Source organism: Ramlibacter sp. AN1133 (assembly GCF_037890035.1).
Taxonomy (GTDB): Bacteria; Pseudomonadota; Gammaproteobacteria; order Burkholderiales; family Burkholderiaceae_C; genus Ramlibacter.
The window spans coordinates 1-19869 of the sequence record NZ_JBBKTQ010000021.1; the positions used below are offsets into that span (position 1 = coordinate 1).

A 19869-nucleotide genomic window follows, 5' to 3' on the forward strand; every position below is an offset into this window, starting at 1 on the left:
GGGGCCCCGGGGGGGCCCCCGGGGGGGGGCCCCCCCCCCGCGGCACGACCGCCGAGGGCCCCGCCTGCGCCGAACCCTCCGGGCTGCCCCGTATCGGGCCGCATGCCGCGTTGCGTGCACGGGTCAAACCGTCCAGGCTTGACCCGCGCCCGCGCCTTGCCTGCGGCCCGATACGGGGCAGCGAGGGCCTAGATATTTACGGGACAGGACACTAGGCGCCTGCTCCTAGAACTTCGGGATGCGCAGCGTCTTGCTGATCATGAGGCTGCCGGAGAGCACGAAGAGCAGGGCGATGGGGTGGAAGTCCCACGGGCCCAGGTCCACCACGCCGCCCCAGATGCGGTCGCCCAGTTGCCCCTGCCATGCCGCCCACGCCAGGACGCCGGTGAGCACCACGCTGGTGGGAATCGGCGTGCCCTCGAAGTACTTCACCTTGCCGGAATCGTCCTCGGCGAGCTGCTCCGCCGTCACGTTGTAGCGCGCCAGGCGGCTGACGCCGCAGCACACGAAGTAGATCAGCGCCGCGGCGTCCCAGCCGCCCTGCAGGCCGGCCGCGAAGGCAAGTGCCGCCGGCGCCATGCCGAAGGAGATCACGTCGGACAGCGAGTCGAGCTCGCGGCCCAGCGCCGAGTGCTGGTGGCGGGCCCGCGCGATGCGGCCGTCGAGCACGTCGAAGATGAAGGCCGCCGGCGCGAGCGCCGCCGCGAACAGGAAATGCGCGCGGTCGCCGCTGGCCATGAACATCATGGCCAGCAGGATCGCGCCCACCCCGCAGGCCGCGTTGCCCAGGGTGAAGAAGTCGGCCAGGTGGAATTCCCTGACCATGGAGAAATGGCGCGGACGGGGCGCGGTGGTCTGCATGGTGGCTCCTCGAAGCCCGTCCACGATAAGCACCAGCTAGCCGGCGCGCCGTCGGCCCCGGGCAGGGGCCGGTGTAGTCAGGAGCCGACGTTTCGCGGTCCGGGCGCCGCCCGGACGCGCCGCCTACTGGCGGATGCGGCCGGCGCCGCTGACGATCGACAGCTCCACGAAGCGCGAGCCGTTGTGCTGGTCGGGCCTGAAGCCCACCAGGTAGCCGCCCGCGTCGTAGCTGTCCATGGCATCCAGCGCCCGCTGCGTGCCCTCGCGCGTGGGCCTGGGTCCCTGGCGCCGCACGGCCTCGGCGATCACCTTGGCGGCGATGAAGCCCTCGATCATCGAGTAGCTCACGGGCACCTCCAGCGCCGGCGACTTCGCGATGATGTCGTTGAACTCCTTGCCGATGCGGGTGGAGATCCGGTACGGGTTGGGCGTGACCTGCGCGATCGCCACGCCCTGCATCTGCTCCTCGGACAGGCGCTTGGAGAGCTGCTCGATGTCGGCGCCCGAATGCGCGAACAGCTGCGCGGCACCGCCGGCCGCGCGGTACTGCTCGATGAAGGCCGCGGCGGCCGCGCCGCTCGCCACCATCAGGATCGCCTGCGGGGGGGTCTTGACGAACAGGTTGACGGCCTGCGTGGCGCGGGCCGTGCCGGCGGGGTACGAGCCCTTGGTCTCGATCGTCGCGTGCGCCTTTGCCGCGGCCTCGGCGGCGGCTTCGAGCAGCGCCGGGGCGCCGGCGCCGTCTTCGTAGAACAGGCCCAGGTGCGTGATGCCGATGGTGGCCAGGTGCTCGGTCAGCTTGTGCAGTTCGTCGCGCAGCGTCGCGCGCACGTTGTACAGCTGCGGGTTCTGCGGGCGCAGCTCGGTCGTGCGGTAGCCCACCAGCGCGATGCGTTCCTTCTCCAGCACGCCGGCGGCCAGCAGTTCGGCGATGTTGCGGCTGCCGAAGAAGCCGGCCAGCACCAGCGGCCGGTCCTCGGCGAGCATGGCCTTCGTGGCGCTGAGGGTGTCCTCGGGGCGCCCGTTGTCGTCGCGCTTGACGAGGTTGAAGGTGTGGCCGTTGATGCCGCCCGCCTTGTTCACCTGGTTGAAATAGAGCTGCATTCCGAGCGAGTAGGCGCGGCCCTGCGCCGCCTCCAGACCCGTCAGGGGGGCGACCTGCCCCACCACCAGCTGCGCCGCCTGCGCGGCGTGTCCGCCCGCGACACCGGCCAGCGCGAGAACTGCCTGCGCCGCCCATTGCCTGTACTGCATCGAATCTCCTCCTTGGCAACGCACGGGGAGGGCAATGTGGAAAGCCCTGACTGCGGTCCCGTTGCGTCGAGGCCCGGATGGTATCCAATCCGGAACCATGCAGACCAGCGGCCGCGAATGGATCGAATCGCCCTACGCCTGGGGGCGCCTCGTGATGTCACTCGTTCTCATGACGATCGGCGGATCCGGCATGTATTCGATCACGGTGGTGTTGCCCCGGATGCAGCAGGACTTCGGAATTGCACGGGGCGATGCGTCGATTCCCTACACCTTGACGATGGTGGGATTTGGCCTAGGCGGAATCCTCATGGGGCGGTTGGCCGACCGCTTCGGGGTGATGGTCGTCGTGATGCTGGGAGGCGTCGGCCTGGGCCTGGGCTACATTGCCGCGGGCCTCGCGCCCAACGTGCTGCTGTTCGGCGCCGCGCAGGGCGTGCTCATCGGCCTGCTCGGGACCTCGGCGAGCTTCGCGCCGCTGGTGGCGGACACGACGCGCTGGTTCGACCGCCGCCGCGGCATCGCGCTGGCGATCTGCATGAGCGGCAACTACACCGCCGGCACGGTGTGGCCGCCGGTGATGCAGCACTTCATCGACACCGTCGGCTGGCGCCAGACCTACATCGGCATGGGCGTGTTCTGCCTGGCGAGCATGCTGCCGCTGGCGCTGTTCCTGCGGCGGCGCCCGCCCGCGCAGCCCGTCGCCACGCCGGTGGCCGTTTCGGGCGGGCCGGCCGCATCGGCGCGTCCGCTCGGCATGGCGCCGGGCCTGCTGCTCGCGCTGCTGTCCACCGCGGGCGTGGCGTGCTGTGTCGCGATGTCGATGCCGCAGGTCCACATCGTGGCGTACTGCGGGGACCTCGGCTTCGGCGCCGCGCGCGGCGCCGAGATGCTGTCGCTGATGCTGGCGATGGGCGTGGTGAGCCGGCTCGTCTCGGGCTGGATCTCCGACCGCATCGGCGGGCTGCGCACGCTGCTGCTCGGCTCGCTGCTGCAGGGCGTGGCGCTGCTGCTGTTCCTGCCGTCCGAGGGGCTCGTTTCGCTGTATGTCGTGTCGGCCCTGTTCGGGCTGTTCCAGGGCGGCATCGTGCCCTGCTATCCGATGATCGTGCGGGAGTACTTCGCGCCGGACGAGGTCGGCTCGCGGGTGGGCACGGTGCTGATGGCGACGCTGATGGGGATGGCGCTGGGCGGCTGGATGTCGGGCGCGGTGTTCGACCTCACGGGCTCCTACCGCGCGGCGTTCCTGAACGGGATCGCGTGGAACCTGCTGAACCTGTCGATCGTGGGCTTCCTGCTGTGGCGGGCGAGCGCGCTCGGACTGATCCGCGGGTGGCCGGCCGGCGCGCCCCGCGCCGCCGCGTGATGGCGCACTCCTGCGATCGGCGCCGGCTGCTGCAGCTCGCAGCCGCCGCGGCCAGCACCCTGTGGCTGCCGCGCCATGCGTGGAGCCAACCGCGCATCGCGGACAACCCGTTCACGCTCGGCGTGGCGAGCGGCTCGCCGACGGCCACATCCGTCGTGCTGTGGACGCGCCTGGCCGGCAGCGGACTGCCGCGCGATGCGGTCACGCTGCGCTGGGAGATCGCGGAAGACGAAGCCTTCACGCGCATCGCGCAGTCGGGGCAGGCGCAGGCGCTGGCGGAGCTGGCGCATTCGGCGCACGTCGAGGCGCAGGGGCTGGCGCCCGACCGCTGGTACTTCTATCGCTTCATGGCGGGCCCCTGGGCCAGCCCGGTCGGGCGCACGCGCACCTTTCCCGCCGACGACGCGCCGGTGCAGCGCCTGCGCCTGGCCTACGCCTCCTGCCAGCGCTGGGAGCATGGCTGGTTCAGCGCCTACCGGCAGATGCGCGCGGACGCGCCCGATGCGGTGGTGTTCCTGGGCGACTACATCTACGAGTACCCGACCGCGGTGAACGCGGTGCGCTCGCCGGGCGGCAGCTGGGTGCTCTCGCTGGACGACTACCGCGCGCGCTACGCCCTGTACCGCACCGACGCCGACCTGCAGGCGATGCACCACGCGTGCCCGTGGCTGTACACCTGGGACGACCACGAGGTGCAGAACGACTACGCGGGCGAGCAGGCGGGCAGTGCGGGCCCCGCGGTGGCGGACTTCCCGCGCCGGCGCGCGCTCGCGTACCAGGCGTGGTACGAGCACACGCCGGTGCGCGCGAGCGTGCTGACGCGCGCGCTCGAGGGGCTGGCGAGCGGCCGGGGGCTGCGCATCTACGGCCAGCAGCGCTTCGGGCGGCTCGCCTCGCTGCTCCTGCTGGACACGCGCCAGTACCGCAGTCCGCAGGCCTGCACCGCGGGCGGGCTGACCGGCTCCAGCGTCGTCAACCCGCTGCAATGTCCGATCTGGAACGATGCCTCGCGGACCATGCTGGGCATGGAGCAGGAAGCGTGGCTGGCCGCGCAGCTCGCGCGCGCCGGCGCCGCCTGGACGGTGATCGGGCAGTCCACGCTGTTCGGCCAGCGCGACTTCGCACCGGGCCCGGGCCGGCTGCTGTGGAACGACGGCTGGGACGGCTACGCGGCGGCGCGCGGACGCCTGGTGGAGGCGCTGCAGGAATCGCGCGCGTCCAATCCGGTGCTGCTCGGAGGCGACGTGCACGAGAACTGGGTGGGGCACGTGAAGGCGGATTACGAGCGGCCCGAGAGCGCGAGTGTCGGCGTGGAGTTCTGCGGCACCAGCATCACCTCGCGCACGACCCGGCCCGAGACGATCGGCGTGCGGCTGGCGGAGAACCCGCATTTCGTCTACGCCGAGGCGGACCACCGGGGGTATGGGCTGGCGGAGTTCACGCCGCAGCGGCTGCAGGTGACGCTGCGCGGCGTGGACGACGTGACGCGGCGGGAGAGCGGCGTCGGCACGCTCGCGCGCTTCGAAGTCGAATCGGGTCGGCCGGTGGTGCAGCGGGTTTGAACGGCGTGGCCGGGTAGGCCGGTGGGCCGGTGGGCCGGTGGGCCGGTGGGCCGGGTGGGCCGGGTGGGCCGGGTGGGCCGGGTGGGCCGGGTGGGCCGGTGGGCCGGTGGGCCGGGTGGGCCGGTGGGCCGGTGGGCCGGGTGGGCCGGGTGGGCCGGTGGGCCGGTGGGCCGTAGGCTGGCGGTGGAGCGAAGCGAAACCCCAGCGGTGCGCGAAGCGCTGGGGTTCGGCGCTGCGCGCGCTCACCACCAGCCTACGAGTCCACCCCAGCCCCTACGCGAACACCTCCAGCAGCCGGTCGAGTCCCCCATCGTTGATCGCCACCATCGCCTGCTCCCGCACCTTCGGCTTGGCGTGGTACGCCACCGACAGCCCCGCCTCTCCCATCATGGGAAGGTCGTTGGCCCCGTCGCCCATCGCGATGGCCTGCTGCGGCGGGATCCCGAGCTGCCGGCAGGTTTCCAGCAGCATCCTGCGTTTCTCCGCGCCGTCGCAGATGTCGCCCCAGGGCTGGTCCACCATGCGGCCGGTCAGCTCGCCGCAGTTCGGGCCGGAGCGGATCTCCAGCACGTTGGAGCGCGTGAAGTCGATCCCGAGGCGGTCGCGGATGCGGTCGGTGAAGAAGGTGAAGCCGCCCGAGACCAGCAGCGTCTTCAGGCCCGCGGCCTTGCAGGCCTGCACCAGCCTTTCCGCGCCGGGATTGAGCTGCAGGCGCTGCACGTAGATCTCTTCCAGGTCGGCGACCGTCACGCCCTTGAGGAGCGCGACGCGCTGGCGCAGGCTTTCCTTGTAGTCGGCGATCTCGCCGCGCATCGCGGCCTCGGTGATGGCGGCCACTTCGGCCTTCATGCCCACGGCATCGGCGATCTCGTCCACGCACTCGATGTTGATCAGCGTGGAGTCCATGTCGAAGGCGATCAGCTTGAAATCGGCAAGGCGCAGCGGCGGCGTGAAGCCCCGGATCTCGAGGCCGGGGGGGAATTCCTGGACGGGCATGGCAGGGATTTTCGCATCGCGGCCGGGACCCTGCCTCAGCGCCGCAGGTAGCGCGCGTCCGACCAGGTCAGCAGCCACTGGGGCTTGAACGCCACGAAGATGGCCGTGAGCATGCCGGTGACGAAGGCGTCGCCCCACGCCATCAGCCACTGCGCGACCACCAGTCCCATGCCGCTCGCGGGCGCCGCCCACGGCGTGCCGAACTGCTGCGCGAGCAGGCGCGCCGCGAACAGGCACACCACGGCGCTCAGGAACCCGCGGCCGAGGATGTAGACGAAGGGATGGGGCGGCAGCCAGCGCCGCACCGCCGCGCCGGCCGCGAGCGCCAGCGTCGCGGGCACGATGCCCTGCCACACGCCGACGGCCAGGGCGGCCTGGGCAGACATCGGCGAGATCAGCCAGGCCAGCGCGGCGACCAGCAGCAGCACCGGCACGGCGATGGGCCACCCGAGCATCAGCAGCACCAGCACGGCGCCGGACCACTGCAGCTGGACGGAGACCTGCAGCAGCGCGGGCAGCGCCCACAGCCAGGGCAGGATCACCAGCGTGGCCAGCAGCGGCGTGACCAGCGCCGCGCGGCCCGCCAGCAGGCGCCACGGCCGCAGCCACAGGGCCAGCGCCAGCGCCAGGCCGGCGAGCAGCACATCGAACATCACGGACTCCACGACCACAGTGTAGTGACCGTGGCAGCGGTGGGGCCCCGGCTCACCCCTCGTCGGGCTTGATGAACCGGCGCATCAGGGGACCGACGATGTCCAGCGGCAGGGGGAACACGATCGTGGAGTTCTTGTCCGCGGCGATGACGGTCAGCGTCTCCAGGTAGCGCAGTTGCAGGGCCTGCGGCTGGTGCGCCAGCACCTCGGCTGCCTCGGCCAGCTTGTGCGAGGCCTGCAACTCGCCTTCCGCGTGGATCACCTTGGCACGGCGCTCGCGCTCGGCCTCGGCCTGGCGCGCGATGGCGCGCACCATGGTGTCGTTCAGGTCCACGTGCTTGATCTCGACGTTGGTCACCTTGATGCCCCAGGTGTCGGTCTGCGCGTCCAGGATCTTCTGCACGTCGAGGTTCAGGCGCTCCCGTTCGGCCAGCAGGTCGTCGAGCTCGTGCTTGCCCAGGACGGCGCGCAGCGTCGTCTGCGCCAGCTGGCTGGTCGCCTCCAGGAAGCGCTCGACCTGGATGATGGCCCGCTCGGGGTCCACCACCCGGAAGTACAGCACCGCGCTCACCTTCACCGACACGTTGTCGCGGGTGATCACGTCCTGGCTCGGGATGTCCATCACCACGACGCGCAGGTCCACGCGCACCATCTGCTGGATGCCCGGGATCAGGATGACCAGGCCCGGACCCTTGACCTTCCAGAAGCGCCCGAGCTGGAACACCACGCCGCGCTCGTACTCGCGCAGCACGCGCAGCGCCGATGCCGCCAGCACCGCCAGCAGGAGCACCACCAGGCCGAGGCCGCCGCCGACAAGCATGTCGTTCTCCTTCTTGTCCGACCCGTCGCTCAGGTCGGCGCCACTTCGAGCAGGCCGCCGCGCAGGCCGGTGATCCGCACCGTGTCGCCAGGCTGCAGCTGTTCCGGGCCGTGCACCTTCCAGTGCTCGCCCCGCACCAGCGCCCAGCCCTGGCCGCCGGAATATTCCACCAGCTTGCCGCTGGCGCCCACCAGCGTCTGCGCGCCCGTCACCACCGGCCGCCGGCGTGCCCGCGCCGCCATGCCGGCCACGACCGCGATGAAACCAGCGGACAGCAGCGCCAAGCCACCGATCAGCGGCAGCGGAATGCCCCAGCCGGGCGAGTCGCTGTCGATCAGGATCACGCAGCCGAAGCCGAAGGCCACGATGCCCCCCAGCCCCAGCGCGCCATAGCTCGGAACGAAGGCCTCCGCGGCGAGGAAGCCGATGCCCAGCAGGATCAGCGCCAGGCCCGCGTAGTTCACCGGCAGCATCTGCAGCGCGAACAGGGCCAGCAGCAGGCAGATGGCGCCGATGACGCCCGGCGCCACCATGCCCGGGTTGCCGAACTCGAAGGCCAGCCCGTACAGGCCGACCATCATCAACAGCAGCGCGAGGCTGGGATTGGTGATGGTGGAGAGGAGGCGGCTGCGCCAGTCCTCCTCGAAGGGCTGCACCGGGGCGCCCAGCGTCTGCAGGCGCTGCATGCCGTTGTTCACGCGCAGCTCGCGGCCGTCCAGCTGGCGCAGCAGGTCGGGAACGTCGGTGGCGACCAGGTCCACCACCTTCAGTTGCAGCGCCTCCGCCGCCGCCAGGCTCACCGCTTCGCGCACCGCCCGCTCCGCCCACTCGGCATTGCGGCCGCGCAATTGCGCCAGGCTGCGGATGTAGGCCGAAGCGTCGTGGATGCGCTTGGCCGCCATCGCGTCGCCGGCTTCGGGGGCCGCTGCGGCACTGGCGCCCGAGGCCGGCCGGGCCGGCAGCGGGTTGGCCGGCTGGCCGCCGCCCGGCATGCCGATGGCCACCGGCGTGGCCGCACCGAGGTTGCTGGCCGGCGTCATCGCGGCGACGTGGCTGGCGTAGAGGAGATACGTCCCGGCGCTGGCCGCGCGCGCGCCGCCCGGCGCGACGAAGGTCGCGACCGGCACGCTCGAGGAGAGGATGTCCTTGATCATGCTGCGCATCGCGGCGTCCAGCCCGCCGGGCGTGTCGATCTGCAGCACCAGCAGTTGCGCGCGCTGGCGCTGCGCCAGCGCGAGCCCGCGGTGCAGGTAATCCGCGGTGGCCGGGCCGATCGCGCCGTCGACCTGCAGCACGACCACCGGCGCCCGGGCAACATCCTCCGCCAAGGCCCCGAGCATGGCGGGCAGCAGGGCCAGGAGGCAGAGCAGGCGGCGGAGGGCACGGCTCATGGGGCGAGTCTAGGCCGGGGGTGGCAGGAGTCAACGGTCGCCGCGCGGTCCGGGCGGATTGCGTAGGCTGGCGGTGCAGCGGGAGCGGAACCCCAGCGCTGCGCGAAGCGCTGGGGTTCACGCGCGCTGCGCGCGGTTCACCGCCAGCCTACGGGTTCCGGCCTGCGCGGGCGGTGCAGCCTGCTACGCCGGCTCCGCCACCTTCGGCTGCCCCAGCGACCGCAGCACATCCCGCACCATCTGCGCCCGGTCCTTCGCGTCCACCAGCGACTTCTCGATGCGCAGCTTGTCGTTGCCGGCCAGCTTGATGTGCTTGTTCTTCTGCACCAGCTGGATGATCGCCAGCGGCTCCACCGGCGGGTTCGGGCGGAAGGTGATGTTGATCATCGTCGGCGCCGCATCGACCTTCACCACGCCGTAGGGCCGCGCCAGCACGCGCAGGCGGTGCACGTCGATCAGCGTCTGGCCCTGCGGCGGCAGCTTGCCGAAGCGGTCGACGATCTCCTCCAGCAGGCGGTCGATCTGGTCGACGTTCTTCGCCGTGGCCAGCTTCTTGTAGAAGGACAGGCGCAGGTGCACGTCGCCGCAGTAGTCGTCCGGCAGCAGCGCCGGCGCGTGCAGGTTGATTTCGGTGGTGACGGACAGCGGCGCCAGCAGGTCCGGCTCCTTGCCGGCCTTGAGCGACCTCACCGCCTCCGACAGCATCTCGTTGTACAGCTGGAAGCCGACCTCCAGCATGTTGCCGCTCTGGTTCTCGCCCAGCACCTCGCCGGCGCCGCGGATCTCCAGGTCGTGCATCGCCAGATAGAAGCCCGAGCCCAGCTCCTCCATCTGCTGGATCGCCTCCAGCCGCTGCGCCGCCTGCTTGGTGAGGCTCTCGATGTCCGGCACCATCAGGTAGGCATAGGCCTGGTGGTGGCTGCGGCCGACGCGCCCGCGCAGCTGGTGCAATTGCGCCAGGCCGAACTTGTCCGCGCGCGCGATCACGATGGTGTTGGCCGTCGGCACGTCGATGCCGGTCTCGATGATGGTGGAGCACAGCAGCACGTTGTGGCGCTGCTGGATGAACTCGCGCATCACGCGCTCCAGCTCGCGCTCGGCCATCTGGCCGTGGGCGACGGCGATGCGCGCCTCCGGGAGCAGGCGCTCCAGCGCTTCGCGCCGGTTCTGGATCGTCTCCACCTCGTTGTGCAGGAAGTACACCTGGCCGCCGCGCTTCAATTCGCGCAGCACCGCCTCGCGGATCACGCCGTTGCCCTCGTTGCGGACGAAGGTCTTGATGGCCAGCCGCCGCTGAGGCGCGGTGGCGATCACCGACAGGTCGCGCAGCCCCTCCAGCGCCATGCCCAGCGTGCGCGGGATCGGAGTGGCCGTGAGCGTGAGCACGTCCACTTCGGCCCGCATGGCCTTGATCGCCTCCTTGTGGCGCACGCCGAAGCGGTGCTCCTCGTCGATGATCAGCAGGCCCAGGTTCTTGAACTTGATCGAGGTGGAGAGCAGCTTGTGCGTGCCCACGACGATGTCGATGCTGCCGTCCTCCAGGCCCTTGGCCGCCGCCGTGATCTCCTTGCCGGAGCGGAAGCGGCTCATTTCCGCCACCTTCACCGGCCACTTGCTGAAGCGGTCGACCAGCGTCTGGTAATGCTGCTCCGCCAGCAGCGTGGTCGGCGCGAGGAAGGCGACCTGCTTGCCGCCCGTGATCGCGACGAAGGCGGCACGCAGCGCCACCTCGGTCTTGCCGAAGCCGACGTCGCCGCAGACCAGGCGGTCCATCGGCTGCGGCGACACCATGTCCTGGATCACCGCGTGGATCGCCGCCTTCTGGTCCGGCGTCTCCTCGAAGCCGAAGTCGTCGGCGAAGGCCTCGTAGTCCTGGGCCGAGAAACGGAAGGCGTGGCCCTGGCGCGCGGCGCGGCGCGCATACAGGTTCAGCAGTTCGGCCGCGGTGTCGCGCACCTGTTCGGCCGCCCTGCGCCTGGCCTTCTCCCACTGGCCGGAACCCAGCTTGTGCAGGGGTGCCTCGTCGGCGCCCACGCCGGTGTAGCGGCTGATCTGGTGCAGCTGGCTGACCGGCACGTAGAGGGTCGCCTTGTCGGCGTATTCCAGGTGCAGGAACTCCGTGCTGCCCTGGCCCACGTCCATGCTCATGAGGCCGCGGTAGCGGCCGATGCCGTGCTGCGCATGCACGACGGGGTCGCCGATATTGAGCTCCGAGAGATCCTTGATCAGCGCCTCGACGTCGCTGACCTGCTCCTGCTTCTTGCGCCGCCGCGCGGTGGGCGCGCTGGCGAACAGCTCCGTCTCGGTGACGAAGTCGATGCGCTCCTCGGCCCAGGCGAAGCCGCTCGCCAGCGCCGCGGTCGCGATCCCCAGCTTTTCCTCGCTGGCCTGGAACTCCGCGAGCGTCTCGAAGGCCGGCAGCGTGAGGTGGCTGGCGCGCAGGAAATCGAGCAGGCTCTCGCGCCGGCCCGCGCTTTCGGCCAGCACCAGCACGCGATGCGTCGAATGCTGCGCGTGGTATTTGAAGTTCTTCAGCGGCTCCTCGGCGCCGCGCACCACGGCGAGGTCCGGCAGCCGGCGGAACTCCGCGTAGCCTTCCTCCTGCGGCACCGACTTGAGCGCGAGCTGCGCCTGTTCGTTGGCGCGCGTGTAGAACTGCTCGCTGGAGAGGAACAGCGCCTCCGGCGGCAGCACGGGGCGCTCGGGGTCCCCTTGCACCAGGCGATAGCGGTCCCGCGTGTCCTGCCAGAAGCGCTGGAACGCAGGCTCCAGTTCGCCGTGCAGCACCAGCGTCGACTGCTCGCCGAAGTAGTCGAACACCGTGGCCGTGTCCTCGAAGAACAGCGGCAGGTAGTACTCGATGCCGGCGGTGGCGACGCCGTTGCCCATGTCCTTGTAGATGCGGCTCTTGGTCGGGTCGCCTTCGAGCAGCTCGCGCCAGCGGCTGCGGAAACGCGAGCGCGCGTCGTCGTCCATCGGGAATTCGCGCCCGGGCAGCAGCCGCACCTCGGGCACCGGGTACAGGCTGCGCTGCGTGTCCGGGTCGAAGGTGCGGATCGAGTCGACCTCGTCGTCGAACAGGTCCACGCGGTACGGCACCGGAGAGCCCATGGGGAACAGGTCGATGAGGCCGCCGCGCACGGCGTATTCGCCGGGGCTCACCACCTGCGTCACGTGGTTGTAGCCGGCCAGCGTGAGCTGCGCCTTCAGCCGCGCCTCGTCCAGCTTCTGCTGCACGCGGAAGTGGAAGGTGTAGCCGGCCAGGAAGGCCGGCGGCGCGACGCGGTACAGGGCCGTGCTCGCGGGCACCAGCACCACGTCGGCCTCGCGTTGCAGGATGCGCCAGAGCGTGGCGAGCCGCTCGCTGATCAGGTCCTGGTGGGGCGAGAACTGGTCGTAGGGCAGCGTTTCCCAGTCCGGGAAGAGGGCGCACCGCAAGTCGGGCGCGAAGAAGGCGATCTCGTCCAGCAGGCGCTGGGCGTCGTTGGCGTCGGCCGTGACGATGGCGGTGAGCTTGCCGTCCAGCAGTTCGCGCTGGGCCAGCCGCGCCAGCAGCAGCGCGTCGGCCGAGCCGACCGGCCGCGGCACGGTCATCCTTCGTCCAGGGGAAAGCTTGGGCAGGTCCATACGGGGGAGCGACGGCAAAAATGCAAAACACCCCGCGCCTGGAGAGGGCGGGGTGTGCGACCATTGTAGGGGGAACGACGCTCTCCTTAGAATGAAAGGGACGGATATGAACGCAACCGCATCCAGCTCCCGCTACTTCGCCCTGGTCCCCTGCGCCGGCAACGGCAGCCGCGCCGGCACGGCCGGCCCGAAGCAATACGAACGTGTGGCCGGCCAGCCGATGATCTGGCACACCCTGTCCGCCTTCGCCGGCGTCAAGCGCATCGCGCGCACGCTGGTGGTGGTGGCGCCGACCGACGGCTTCTTCGAACGCAACCCCACCACCTCGGCCCTGGTCGTGCCCTGCGGCGGAGCCACGCGCGCGCAGAGCGTGGCCAACGGCCTGCGCGAACTGCGCCGCGCCGGCGCCGTCGACAGCGACTGGGTGCTGGTGCACGACGCCGCGCGCTGCCTCATCACGCCGCAGCTGATCGACCGCCTGATCGACCAGTGCAGCAACGACGAGGTGGGCGGCCTGCTGGCCCATCCGCTGCCCGACACGCTGAAGATCGGCGAGAACGGCCGCGTCGCGGCGACCGTGACGCGCACGGACAAGTGGCAGGCGCAGACGCCGCAGATGTTCCGCCTGGGCATGCTGCGGCAGGCGCTGGAGGGGGCGGGCGGCGACGTCACCGACGAGTCCAGCGCGATCGAGAAGATGGGCCTGAAGCCGCTGCTGGTGGAAGCCGGCGCGCAGAACTTCAAGGTCACCTACCCCGAGGACTTCGCGATGGCCGAGGCCGTGCTGCGCGGTCGCGTCCGCTAGCGTGGAACTGCGCATCGGCGAAGGCTGGGACACGCACGCCCTGGTGCCGGGGCGCCGCCTGGTGATCGGCGGCGTGGAGATCCCGCACGAACGCGGGCTGCTGGGGCACTCGGATGCCGACGTGCTGCTGCACGCGATCACCGATGCGCTGCTCGGCGCAGCGGGGCTGGGCGACATCGGCCGCCATTTTCCGGACACCGACGAACGCTTTCGCGGCGCCGATTCCGTGGCGCTGTTGCAGGAAGCGATGCGGCGGGTGCGCGAAGGCGGGTGGAACCTCGTCAACGTCGACAGCACCGTGGTGGCACAGGCGCCGAAGCTGGCGCCGCACATCGAGGCCATGCGCGTGCGCATCGCGCAGGCGCTGGCCGTCGCGCCGGCTCAGGTCAACGTGAAGGCCAAGACGGCCGAACGGCTGGGCCCCGTGGGGATGGGGCAGGGCATCGAGGCGCGGGCGGTGGTGCTGCTGGCGAAGTAGCCCTCAGGCCGCTTCCTTCGCCCAGTTCCGTTCCGACTCGCCGTTGCCGCCGCCCGGCATCGGCGGCATCATCTTCGGCCGCTGCAGCTTGATGTGCGCGGCCAGCCCGCCGGAGCTGGTGTTCGACAGCGCGAAGATCCCACCCATGCGCTGCACCGTCTTGTCGACGATCGCCAGGCCCAGGCCGGCGCCGGTGGCCGCCGTGCGGGCCGCATCGCCGCGGAAGAAGGGCTTCACGAGGTTCGGCAGCGCCTCCGGCGACACGCCCATGCCGTGGTCGCGCACCTTCAGCAGCACCCACTCGTTGCGCGCCTTGGCCGCGATGTCCACCACCGCGATGCCGGTCTCCGGCGTCTTGCCGTAGCGGCGCGCGTTTTCCAGCAGGTTGGAGACGACGCGGGCAAGCTCCACTTCGTCGGCCAGCACCTGCAGGTTCTTGGGCATGTCGAGGTTCACGCGGATGTCGCCGTGGTCCTCGATGGCGTACATGCAGGCCTCGATCACGTCGTTCAGCACCACCGGCTTGAGCTCCGCGTGGTCCGGGCGGGCGTAGTCCAGGAACTTGTCGATGATCGCGTCGAGCTGGTCGATGTCGGCGGCCATGTGCTCGCGCGCATCGGGGTCCACCACGCTCATCTCGGTTTCCAGCCGCAGGCGGGCCAGCGGCGTGCGCAGGTCGTGCGAGATGCCGGCGAGCATCACCGCGCGGTCCTGCTCGATCTTGGCGAGCTGCTGCGCCATGCGGTTGAAGCCGATGTTCACCTCGCGGATCTCGCTGGTCACCGCCTTTTCGTCCAGCCGGCTGGCATCGAAGTCGCCGTCGCGCACGCGGCTGGCGGCAAACGAGAGCTGCTTGAGCGGCCGGTTGATCAGGCGCGCGATCACCGCCGCGCCCGCCAGCGACAAGGCCGCCGCCGTGATCAGCCAGACCAGCCAGGTCTTGCCGCCCACCTGCGAGAACTTGTTGCGGTCCAGCAGCATCCAGTAGCCGTCGCGGTCGATGCGAAAGCCGATCCACAGGCCTTCCTCGCCGTTGACGCTGCTGGCCATGATGGCGCCGTTGCCCAGCCGCCCGGCCAGCTCGTCCAGGATGCGCCGGTCCATCGCACTGGCCGACAGCGGCGCGAACTTGTCCTTGGGCTCGCGCGGCACGATGCGCACGCCTTCCTGGTCGGCCAGGGTCTTGATCAGCGAGACGCGCGCGATCGGGTCGGCGTGCACCAGCGCCGCGCGGCTGAGGTTCACCAGCGAGGCGATCTGCTGCGCCGTCTGCACCGCGCGCGGCTCGAACTCCAGCGCCCGGAAGGTCTGCAGCCAGGCCACGATGGAGCCTATGAGCAGCAGCGACAGCAGGAAGAAGGTGCGCCAGAACAGCGACAGGCCCAGGCGCGGCCGCATCTCCAGCGGAGCCGGCGCGGTTTCCAGCGGCGCAGGGCTGGTTTGCTCGGTGTGGGTCATGACGGCGCGGATCATCGGCAAGGACAGGTGACGAACGACAGACGACGCGTCTGCTCAGCAGGCATTGTGGGGTGCGCCGGCATCTTTGTCATTCGGGGATACCGGCACGGCCGTGTCATTTGTCATGCGCGCGCGCCGCGCGCCGCCGCGATCAGCCCGCGCCGTCCGGCACGAACACGTAGCCGACGCCCCAGACCGTCTGGATGTAGCGCGGCGAGGCGGGATCGGCCTCGATCAGCTTGCGCAGGCGCGAGACCTGCACGTCGAGGCTGCGGTCGAACGGCTCGAACTCGCGGCCGCGGGCCAGCTGCGCGAGCTTCTCGCGCGACAGCGGCTGGCGCGGGTGGCGCACGAGCGCCTTGAGCATCGCGAATTCGCCGGTGGTCAGGGGCAGTTCCTCGCCGTTCTTGCGCAGGGTGCGGGCGCCGAGGTCGAACGCGAAGGGGCCGAAGCTCACCACCTCGTTGTCGGAAGAGGGCGCGCCGGGCGCTTCCTGCGCGGGGCGGCGGCGCAGCACGGCGTGCACGCGCGCCAGCAGCTCGCGAGGGTTGAACGGCTTGCCCAGGTAGTCGTCGGCGCCGACTTCCAGGCCGACGATGCGGTCGACGTCTTCGCCCTTCGCGGTGAGCATGATGATGGGCGTGCGGTCGTTGGCGGCGCGCAGGCGCCGGCAGATCGACAGGCCGTCTTCGCCGGGCATCATCAGGTCGAGCACGATCAGGTCCGCCGTCTCGCGCAGCATCAGGCGGTTGAGGGCTTTGCCGTCCTCGGCGAGGATCACTTCGAAGCCTTCTTGCGTGAGATAGCGGCGAAGCAGGTCGCGGATACGCGCGTCATCGTCGACGACGAGGATCTTGTCGGTCCGTGCTGCAGCTTGCGTCATGGTTCTCCAGGGGCCAATTTGTAACAGCGCCGATTTTGAGGTCAGCCGGACCGCATTTCGCGCTTTTCTTCCCTGCCTTTCACAGTGTTACAGATGTTGCCCTGGACTCTCGCGATTGACAAGGCGTATATGGCCCCCGGCGGCGCCGGGGCGTTCTACATGATCACGGGGTGCTGGCGAATGTGCGCCACCCCTCAACCGGAGCAACGATGACACGACTTTCCCGCCTGCTCGCGGCCGGCGCCCTGGCGCTCGCCGCCGCCGGCGCTTCCGCCCAGACCGTCCCGCCGCCCCAGAACGTCCTGCAGCTGCAGGCCAGCGGCACCGTCGAAGTCCAGCAGGACCTGCTGATGATGTCGCTGACCACGTCGCGCGATGGCAGCGATCCGGCCGCGGTGCAGGCCCAGCTCAAGGCGGCGCTCGACGCCGCGCTGGCCGAGGCCAAGCGCAACGCGCAGCCCGGGCAGCTGGACGTGCGCACCGGCAACTTCGCCCTCTACCCCCGGCACAACCGCGACGGCAAGATCGCCGGCTGGACGGGCAGCGCCGAACTGGTGCTGGAGGGCCGCGACTTCGCCCGCATCACCCAGACCGCCGGCCGCATCAACACCATGACGCTGGGCGGCGTGAGCTTCGGCCTGAGCCGCGAGCAGCGCGCCAAGGTGGAGGGCGATGCGCAGGCGCAGGCCATCGAGCGCTTCAAGGCGCGGGCCACCGAGCTCGCCCGCGGCTTCGGCTTTTCGGGCTACACGCTGCGCGAAGTGGCGGTGAACGCCAACGAGCCGGGCTTCATGCCGCGCATGCGGATGGCCGCCCAGGAGGGGCGGGTCGCGGCCGCCGATGCGTCGGTGCCGGTCGAGCCGGGGCGCAGCGCGGTGACGGTGACGGTGTCCGGCTCCGTCCAACTGCGCTGATCCGTCGCGGGCTCGCGCCGCATGCGGCGCTGGGCCCAGTCCGACAGGCCGGCGGTGCCGGCGCGGCTAAGCTGCAGTGGATGGCCGCCGTCCTTTCCCCCCACGACGACCCCGACTTGGAGCGCAGCGCCGGCGTGCGGCCGGACGCAGAGCTGTTCATCGTGATGAACCGCGGCTCCGGCAAGAACGAGAAGGACGAGGTGCGCGCGGCCATCGCCGCCGAGCTGGAGGGCGCCGGCCGCGCGCATCGCTTCCTGCCGGTGGCCGCGGGCGGGATCGTGCAGGCCTGCCGGGAGGCCGCACGCCTGGCGAAAGAGCACGGCGGCATCCTGGTGGCCGCCGGCGGCGACGGCACGATCAACTGCGCCGCCCAGGCGGCCCTGGCGCAGGACTGTCCGCTGGGCGTGATCGCGCAAGGCACCTTCAACCTGTTCGCCCGCCAGCACGGCCTGCCGCTCGAGGCCGCCGAGGCCGCGCGCGCCCTGCTGAACGCGCAGCCCGAGCCGGTGCAGGTGGGCTGGGTGAACCAGCGGGCCTTCCTGGTGAACGCGTCCGTGGGCCTGTACCCGAAGCTGCTGGCCGACCGCGAAATCGCCAAGAAGAAGCTGGGCCGGCGGCGCTGGATCGCGATGCTGTCGGCGCTCAAGAGCCTGATGGAATGGCGCGTGCGGCTGGTGCTGGACGCCGAGCTCGATGGGCGGCTCACGCAACTGCGCACGGCCAGTGTCTTCGTCTGCAACAACCCGCTGCAGCTGCAGCGCCTGGGCGTCGAGGAGGCCGTCGTCGCGCAGCTGGGGCAGGGCCGGCTGGCCGGCCTGCTGGTGCGGGGCAGCAGCGCCTGGCCGAAGCTGCGCATGCTCGCGGCCGCCGCGCTCGGCAGACTCGCCGCCGAGCCCGAGATCGAATCCTTCTCCCTGCGCACGCTCACCGTGGGCGCGCGCCACGCGAAGCGGCTGAAGGTCGCCACCGACGGCGAGGTGAGCTGGATGCAGCTGCCGCTGCGCTTCACCGTCGCCCCGCGCCCGCTGCTGCTGATGCTGCCGCCCCCCGAACAACGACTGCCCGTCCAATGACCGTCATCCTGCACCTGTCCGACACCCATTTCGGGACCGAGGAGGGACCGGTCGTGGCGGCCGTACAGGCGCTGGTGCGGCAGGAGAGGCCGACCGCGGTGATCTGGAGCGGCGACATCACGCAGCGCGCGCGCCGCGCGCAATTCGCCGCCGCGGGGGCGTTCCGCGATTCGCTGGCCGTGGACCATGTGCTCACGCTGCCGGGCAACCACGACATCCCGCTCTACAACGTCGCGGCGCGCCTGTTCGCGCCCTACCGCGGCTATTCGCGCGTGTTCGGGCACGACCTGGAGCCGGAGCTGGAGTTCGCGGACGTGCTGGTGATCGGCGTCAACACGACGCGGCCCGAGCGGCACAAGGACGGGGAGGTGTCGCCGCGGCAGATCAAGCGCGTGTCGGACCGCCTGCGCTCCGCCCGGCGCGAGCAGTTGCGCATCGTGGTCACGCACCAGCCGGCGTGCGTGACGCGTCCGCAGGACGAGAAGGACCGGCTGCACGGCGGCGAGGAGGCGGTGCAGGCCTGGTCCCGCGCGGGCGCGGACCTGGTGCTGGGCGGCCACATCCACCTGCCCTACGTGAGCGACGTGTGTGCGCGGGCGAAGGGCGCCCCGCGCACGATGTATTGCGTGCAGGCGGGAACGGCGTTCTCGCACCGGGTGCGCCACAACACGCCGAACTCGGTCAACCTGATCCGCTGGTCGACGCCATCACCCGGCGAGCCGCGCTCCTGCAAGGTGGAGCGCTGGGACTACGACCTGGCGGACAACCGCTTCGAGATGACGCACCCGTACGAGTTGAAGCTCGGGGAGTGAAAGGCGGACTTCCGGACGCAGAGGACGCAAAGGGTACGCAGAGGACGCAAAAGAACATCCACTTTGAAAATGTCTTTTTTGCGTCCTCTGCGTACCCTTTGCGTCCTCTGCGTCCGGCTGTTGAACCCCTGGCGGCCTACTGCGCCGCCCAGCCCCCATCCATGTTCCACGCCACGCCGCGCACGTTCTTGCCGGCGTCGGAGCAGAAGAAGACGGCCAGTTCGCCCAGTTCCTCGGGGGTGGTGAATTGCAGCGAGGGCTCCTTTTCGGCCAGCAGCTGCTTCTTCGCTTCCTCGTTGTTCACGCCCGCCGACGCCGCCCGCGCATCGACCTGCTTCTGCACCAGCGGCGTCAGCACCCATCCGGGGCAGATCGCGTTGCAGGTGATGCCGGTGGTGGCGGTCTCCAGCGCCGTCACCTTGGTCAGGCCGACGATGCCGTGCTTGGCGGCCACGTAGGCCGACTTCTGCACCGAGGCGACCAGCCCGTGCACCGAGGCGATGTTGACGATGCGGCCCCAGTTCGCCGCCTTCATGGCGGGCAGCGCCAGCCGCGTGGTGTGGAAGGCGCTCGTCAGGTTGATCGCGATCACCGCGTCCCAGCGCTCGGGCGGGAAGTCCTCGATCGGCGCCACATGCTGGATGCCGGCGTTGTTGACCAGGATGTCGGTGCGGCCGAAGGTCTCGGCCACGTAGCGCATCATGGCCTCGATCTCGGCCGGCTTGCTCATGTCCGCACCGTGGTAGCCCACCTTCACGCCCAGCGCCGCGACCTCGGCCTTGGGGCCTTCGACGTCGCCGAAACCATTGAGCACGATATTGGCACCCTGGCGGGCCAGGGCCTTGGCGATGCCCAGGCCGATGCCGCTGGTGGAGCCTGTGACGAGGGCGGTCTTGCCTTTCAGCATGGGGGTTCTCTC

The 19869-nt window shown here is 70.7% G+C and carries 17 protein-coding genes; 7 read left to right on the top strand and 10 right to left on the bottom strand.

The window, feature by feature from the left end; genetic code table 11:
* Positions 1–225: 225 nt before the first annotated feature.
* Positions 226–861: a CDP-alcohol phosphatidyltransferase family protein gene (locus WG923_RS23060; RefSeq protein WP_340353356.1), complete on the bottom strand. Its 636-nt coding sequence runs from the start codon at positions 859–861 to the stop codon at positions 226–228.
* Positions 862–984: 123 nt separating this feature from the next.
* A complete protein-coding gene (locus WG923_RS23065; protein ID WP_340353357.1) occupies positions 985–2115 on the bottom strand; it encodes an ABC transporter substrate-binding protein in 1131 nt (376 codons plus the stop codon).
* A 97-nt stretch (positions 2116–2212) separates the two neighbouring features.
* On the opposite strand from WG923_RS23065, the gene WG923_RS23070 reads away from it, so the two are divergent.
* Positions 2213–3478, top strand: a complete 1266-nt coding sequence (locus WG923_RS23070; RefSeq protein WP_340353358.1) for an MFS transporter — start codon at positions 2213–2215, stop codon at positions 3476–3478.
* Positions 3478–5040, top strand: coding sequence for an alkaline phosphatase D family protein (locus WG923_RS23075; protein WP_340353359.1), 1563 nt, complete (start codon positions 3478–3480; stop codon positions 5038–5040). Before WG923_RS23070 ends, WG923_RS23075 begins: the two co-directional genes overlap by 1 nt.
* A 273-nt stretch (positions 5041–5313) precedes the next feature.
* Here the strand turns inward: WG923_RS23075 and serB are convergent, their stop codons facing one another.
* The 5 genes from serB to mfd form a co-directional block, all read right to left on the bottom strand.
* Positions 5314–6036: a phosphoserine phosphatase SerB gene (serB, locus tag WG923_RS23080; RefSeq protein ID WP_340353360.1), complete on the bottom strand. Its 723-nt coding sequence runs from the start codon at positions 6034–6036 to the stop codon at positions 5314–5316.
* Positions 6037–6071: 35 nt separating this feature from the next.
* Positions 6072–6692: a hypothetical protein gene (locus tag WG923_RS23085; protein ID WP_445322968.1), complete on the bottom strand. Its 621-nt coding sequence runs from the start codon at positions 6690–6692 to the stop codon at positions 6072–6074.
* A 49-nt stretch (positions 6693–6741) separates the two neighbouring features.
* Complete coding sequence (locus WG923_RS23090; protein ID WP_340353362.1) at positions 6742–7509, bottom strand: slipin family protein; 768 nt, start codon at positions 7507–7509, stop codon at positions 6742–6744.
* A 29-nt stretch (positions 7510–7538) separates the two neighbouring features.
* Complete coding sequence (locus WG923_RS23095; RefSeq protein ID WP_445322966.1) at positions 7539–8900, bottom strand: NfeD family protein; 1362 nt, start codon at positions 8898–8900, stop codon at positions 7539–7541.
* A gap of 183 nt (positions 8901–9083) precedes the next feature.
* Positions 9084–12527 (bottom strand): transcription-repair coupling factor, encoded by a 3444-nt coding sequence (gene mfd / locus WG923_RS23100; protein ID WP_340353363.1) that lies wholly within the window; start codon positions 12525–12527, stop codon positions 9084–9086.
* A 106-nt stretch (positions 12528–12633) separates the two neighbouring features.
* Here mfd and ispD point away from each other — a divergent pair, with 106 nt between their 5' ends.
* Together ispD and ispF are read left to right on the top strand one after the other, a co-directional pair.
* Positions 12634–13332, top strand: coding sequence for a 2-C-methyl-D-erythritol 4-phosphate cytidylyltransferase (gene ispD, locus WG923_RS23105; protein WP_340353364.1), 699 nt, complete (start codon positions 12634–12636; stop codon positions 13330–13332).
* A 1-nt stretch (position 13333) separates the two neighbouring features.
* Positions 13334–13810: a 2-C-methyl-D-erythritol 2,4-cyclodiphosphate synthase gene (gene ispF, locus WG923_RS23110; RefSeq protein ID WP_340353365.1), complete on the top strand. Its 477-nt coding sequence runs from the start codon at positions 13334–13336 to the stop codon at positions 13808–13810.
* A gap of 3 nt (positions 13811–13813) precedes the next feature.
* Here ispF and WG923_RS23115 read toward each other — a convergent pair whose 3' ends face one another.
* Both WG923_RS23115 and ompR read right to left on the bottom strand, forming a co-directional pair.
* Entirely contained in the window at positions 13814–15268 is a 1455-nt protein-coding gene (locus WG923_RS23115) for a sensor histidine kinase (protein ID WP_340353366.1), read from the bottom strand.
* A 151-nt stretch (positions 15269–15419) separates the two neighbouring features.
* On the bottom strand, positions 15420–16151 hold the full coding sequence (gene ompR, locus WG923_RS23120; RefSeq protein WP_169419489.1) for an osmolarity response regulator transcription factor OmpR: 732 nt from the start codon (positions 16149–16151) through the stop codon (positions 15420–15422).
* Positions 16152–16360: 209 nt separating this feature from the next.
* Between ompR and WG923_RS23125 the strand changes: the two genes are divergently transcribed.
* The 3 genes from WG923_RS23125 to WG923_RS23135 all read left to right on the top strand — a co-directional run bounded on the left by WG923_RS23125 (position 16361) and on the right by WG923_RS23135 (position 18950).
* Complete coding sequence (locus tag WG923_RS23125) at positions 16361–17065, top strand: SIMPL domain-containing protein (protein WP_340353367.1); 705 nt, start codon at positions 16361–16363, stop codon at positions 17063–17065.
* Positions 17066–17145: 80 nt separating this feature from the next.
* Positions 17146–18138: a diacylglycerol/lipid kinase family protein gene (locus tag WG923_RS23130; RefSeq protein ID WP_340353368.1), complete on the top strand. Its 993-nt coding sequence runs from the start codon at positions 17146–17148 to the stop codon at positions 18136–18138.
* Positions 18135–18950, top strand: coding sequence for a metallophosphoesterase family protein (locus tag WG923_RS23135; protein WP_340353369.1), 816 nt, complete (start codon positions 18135–18137; stop codon positions 18948–18950). The genes WG923_RS23130 and WG923_RS23135 overlap by 4 nt, the downstream gene beginning before the upstream one ends.
* 136 nt (positions 18951–19086) lie before the next feature.
* Here the strand turns inward: WG923_RS23135 and WG923_RS23140 are convergent, their stop codons facing one another.
* Positions 19087–19857, bottom strand: coding sequence for a 3-hydroxybutyrate dehydrogenase (locus WG923_RS23140; protein WP_340353370.1), 771 nt, complete (start codon positions 19855–19857; stop codon positions 19087–19089).
* Positions 19858–19869: the final 12 nt, after the last annotated feature.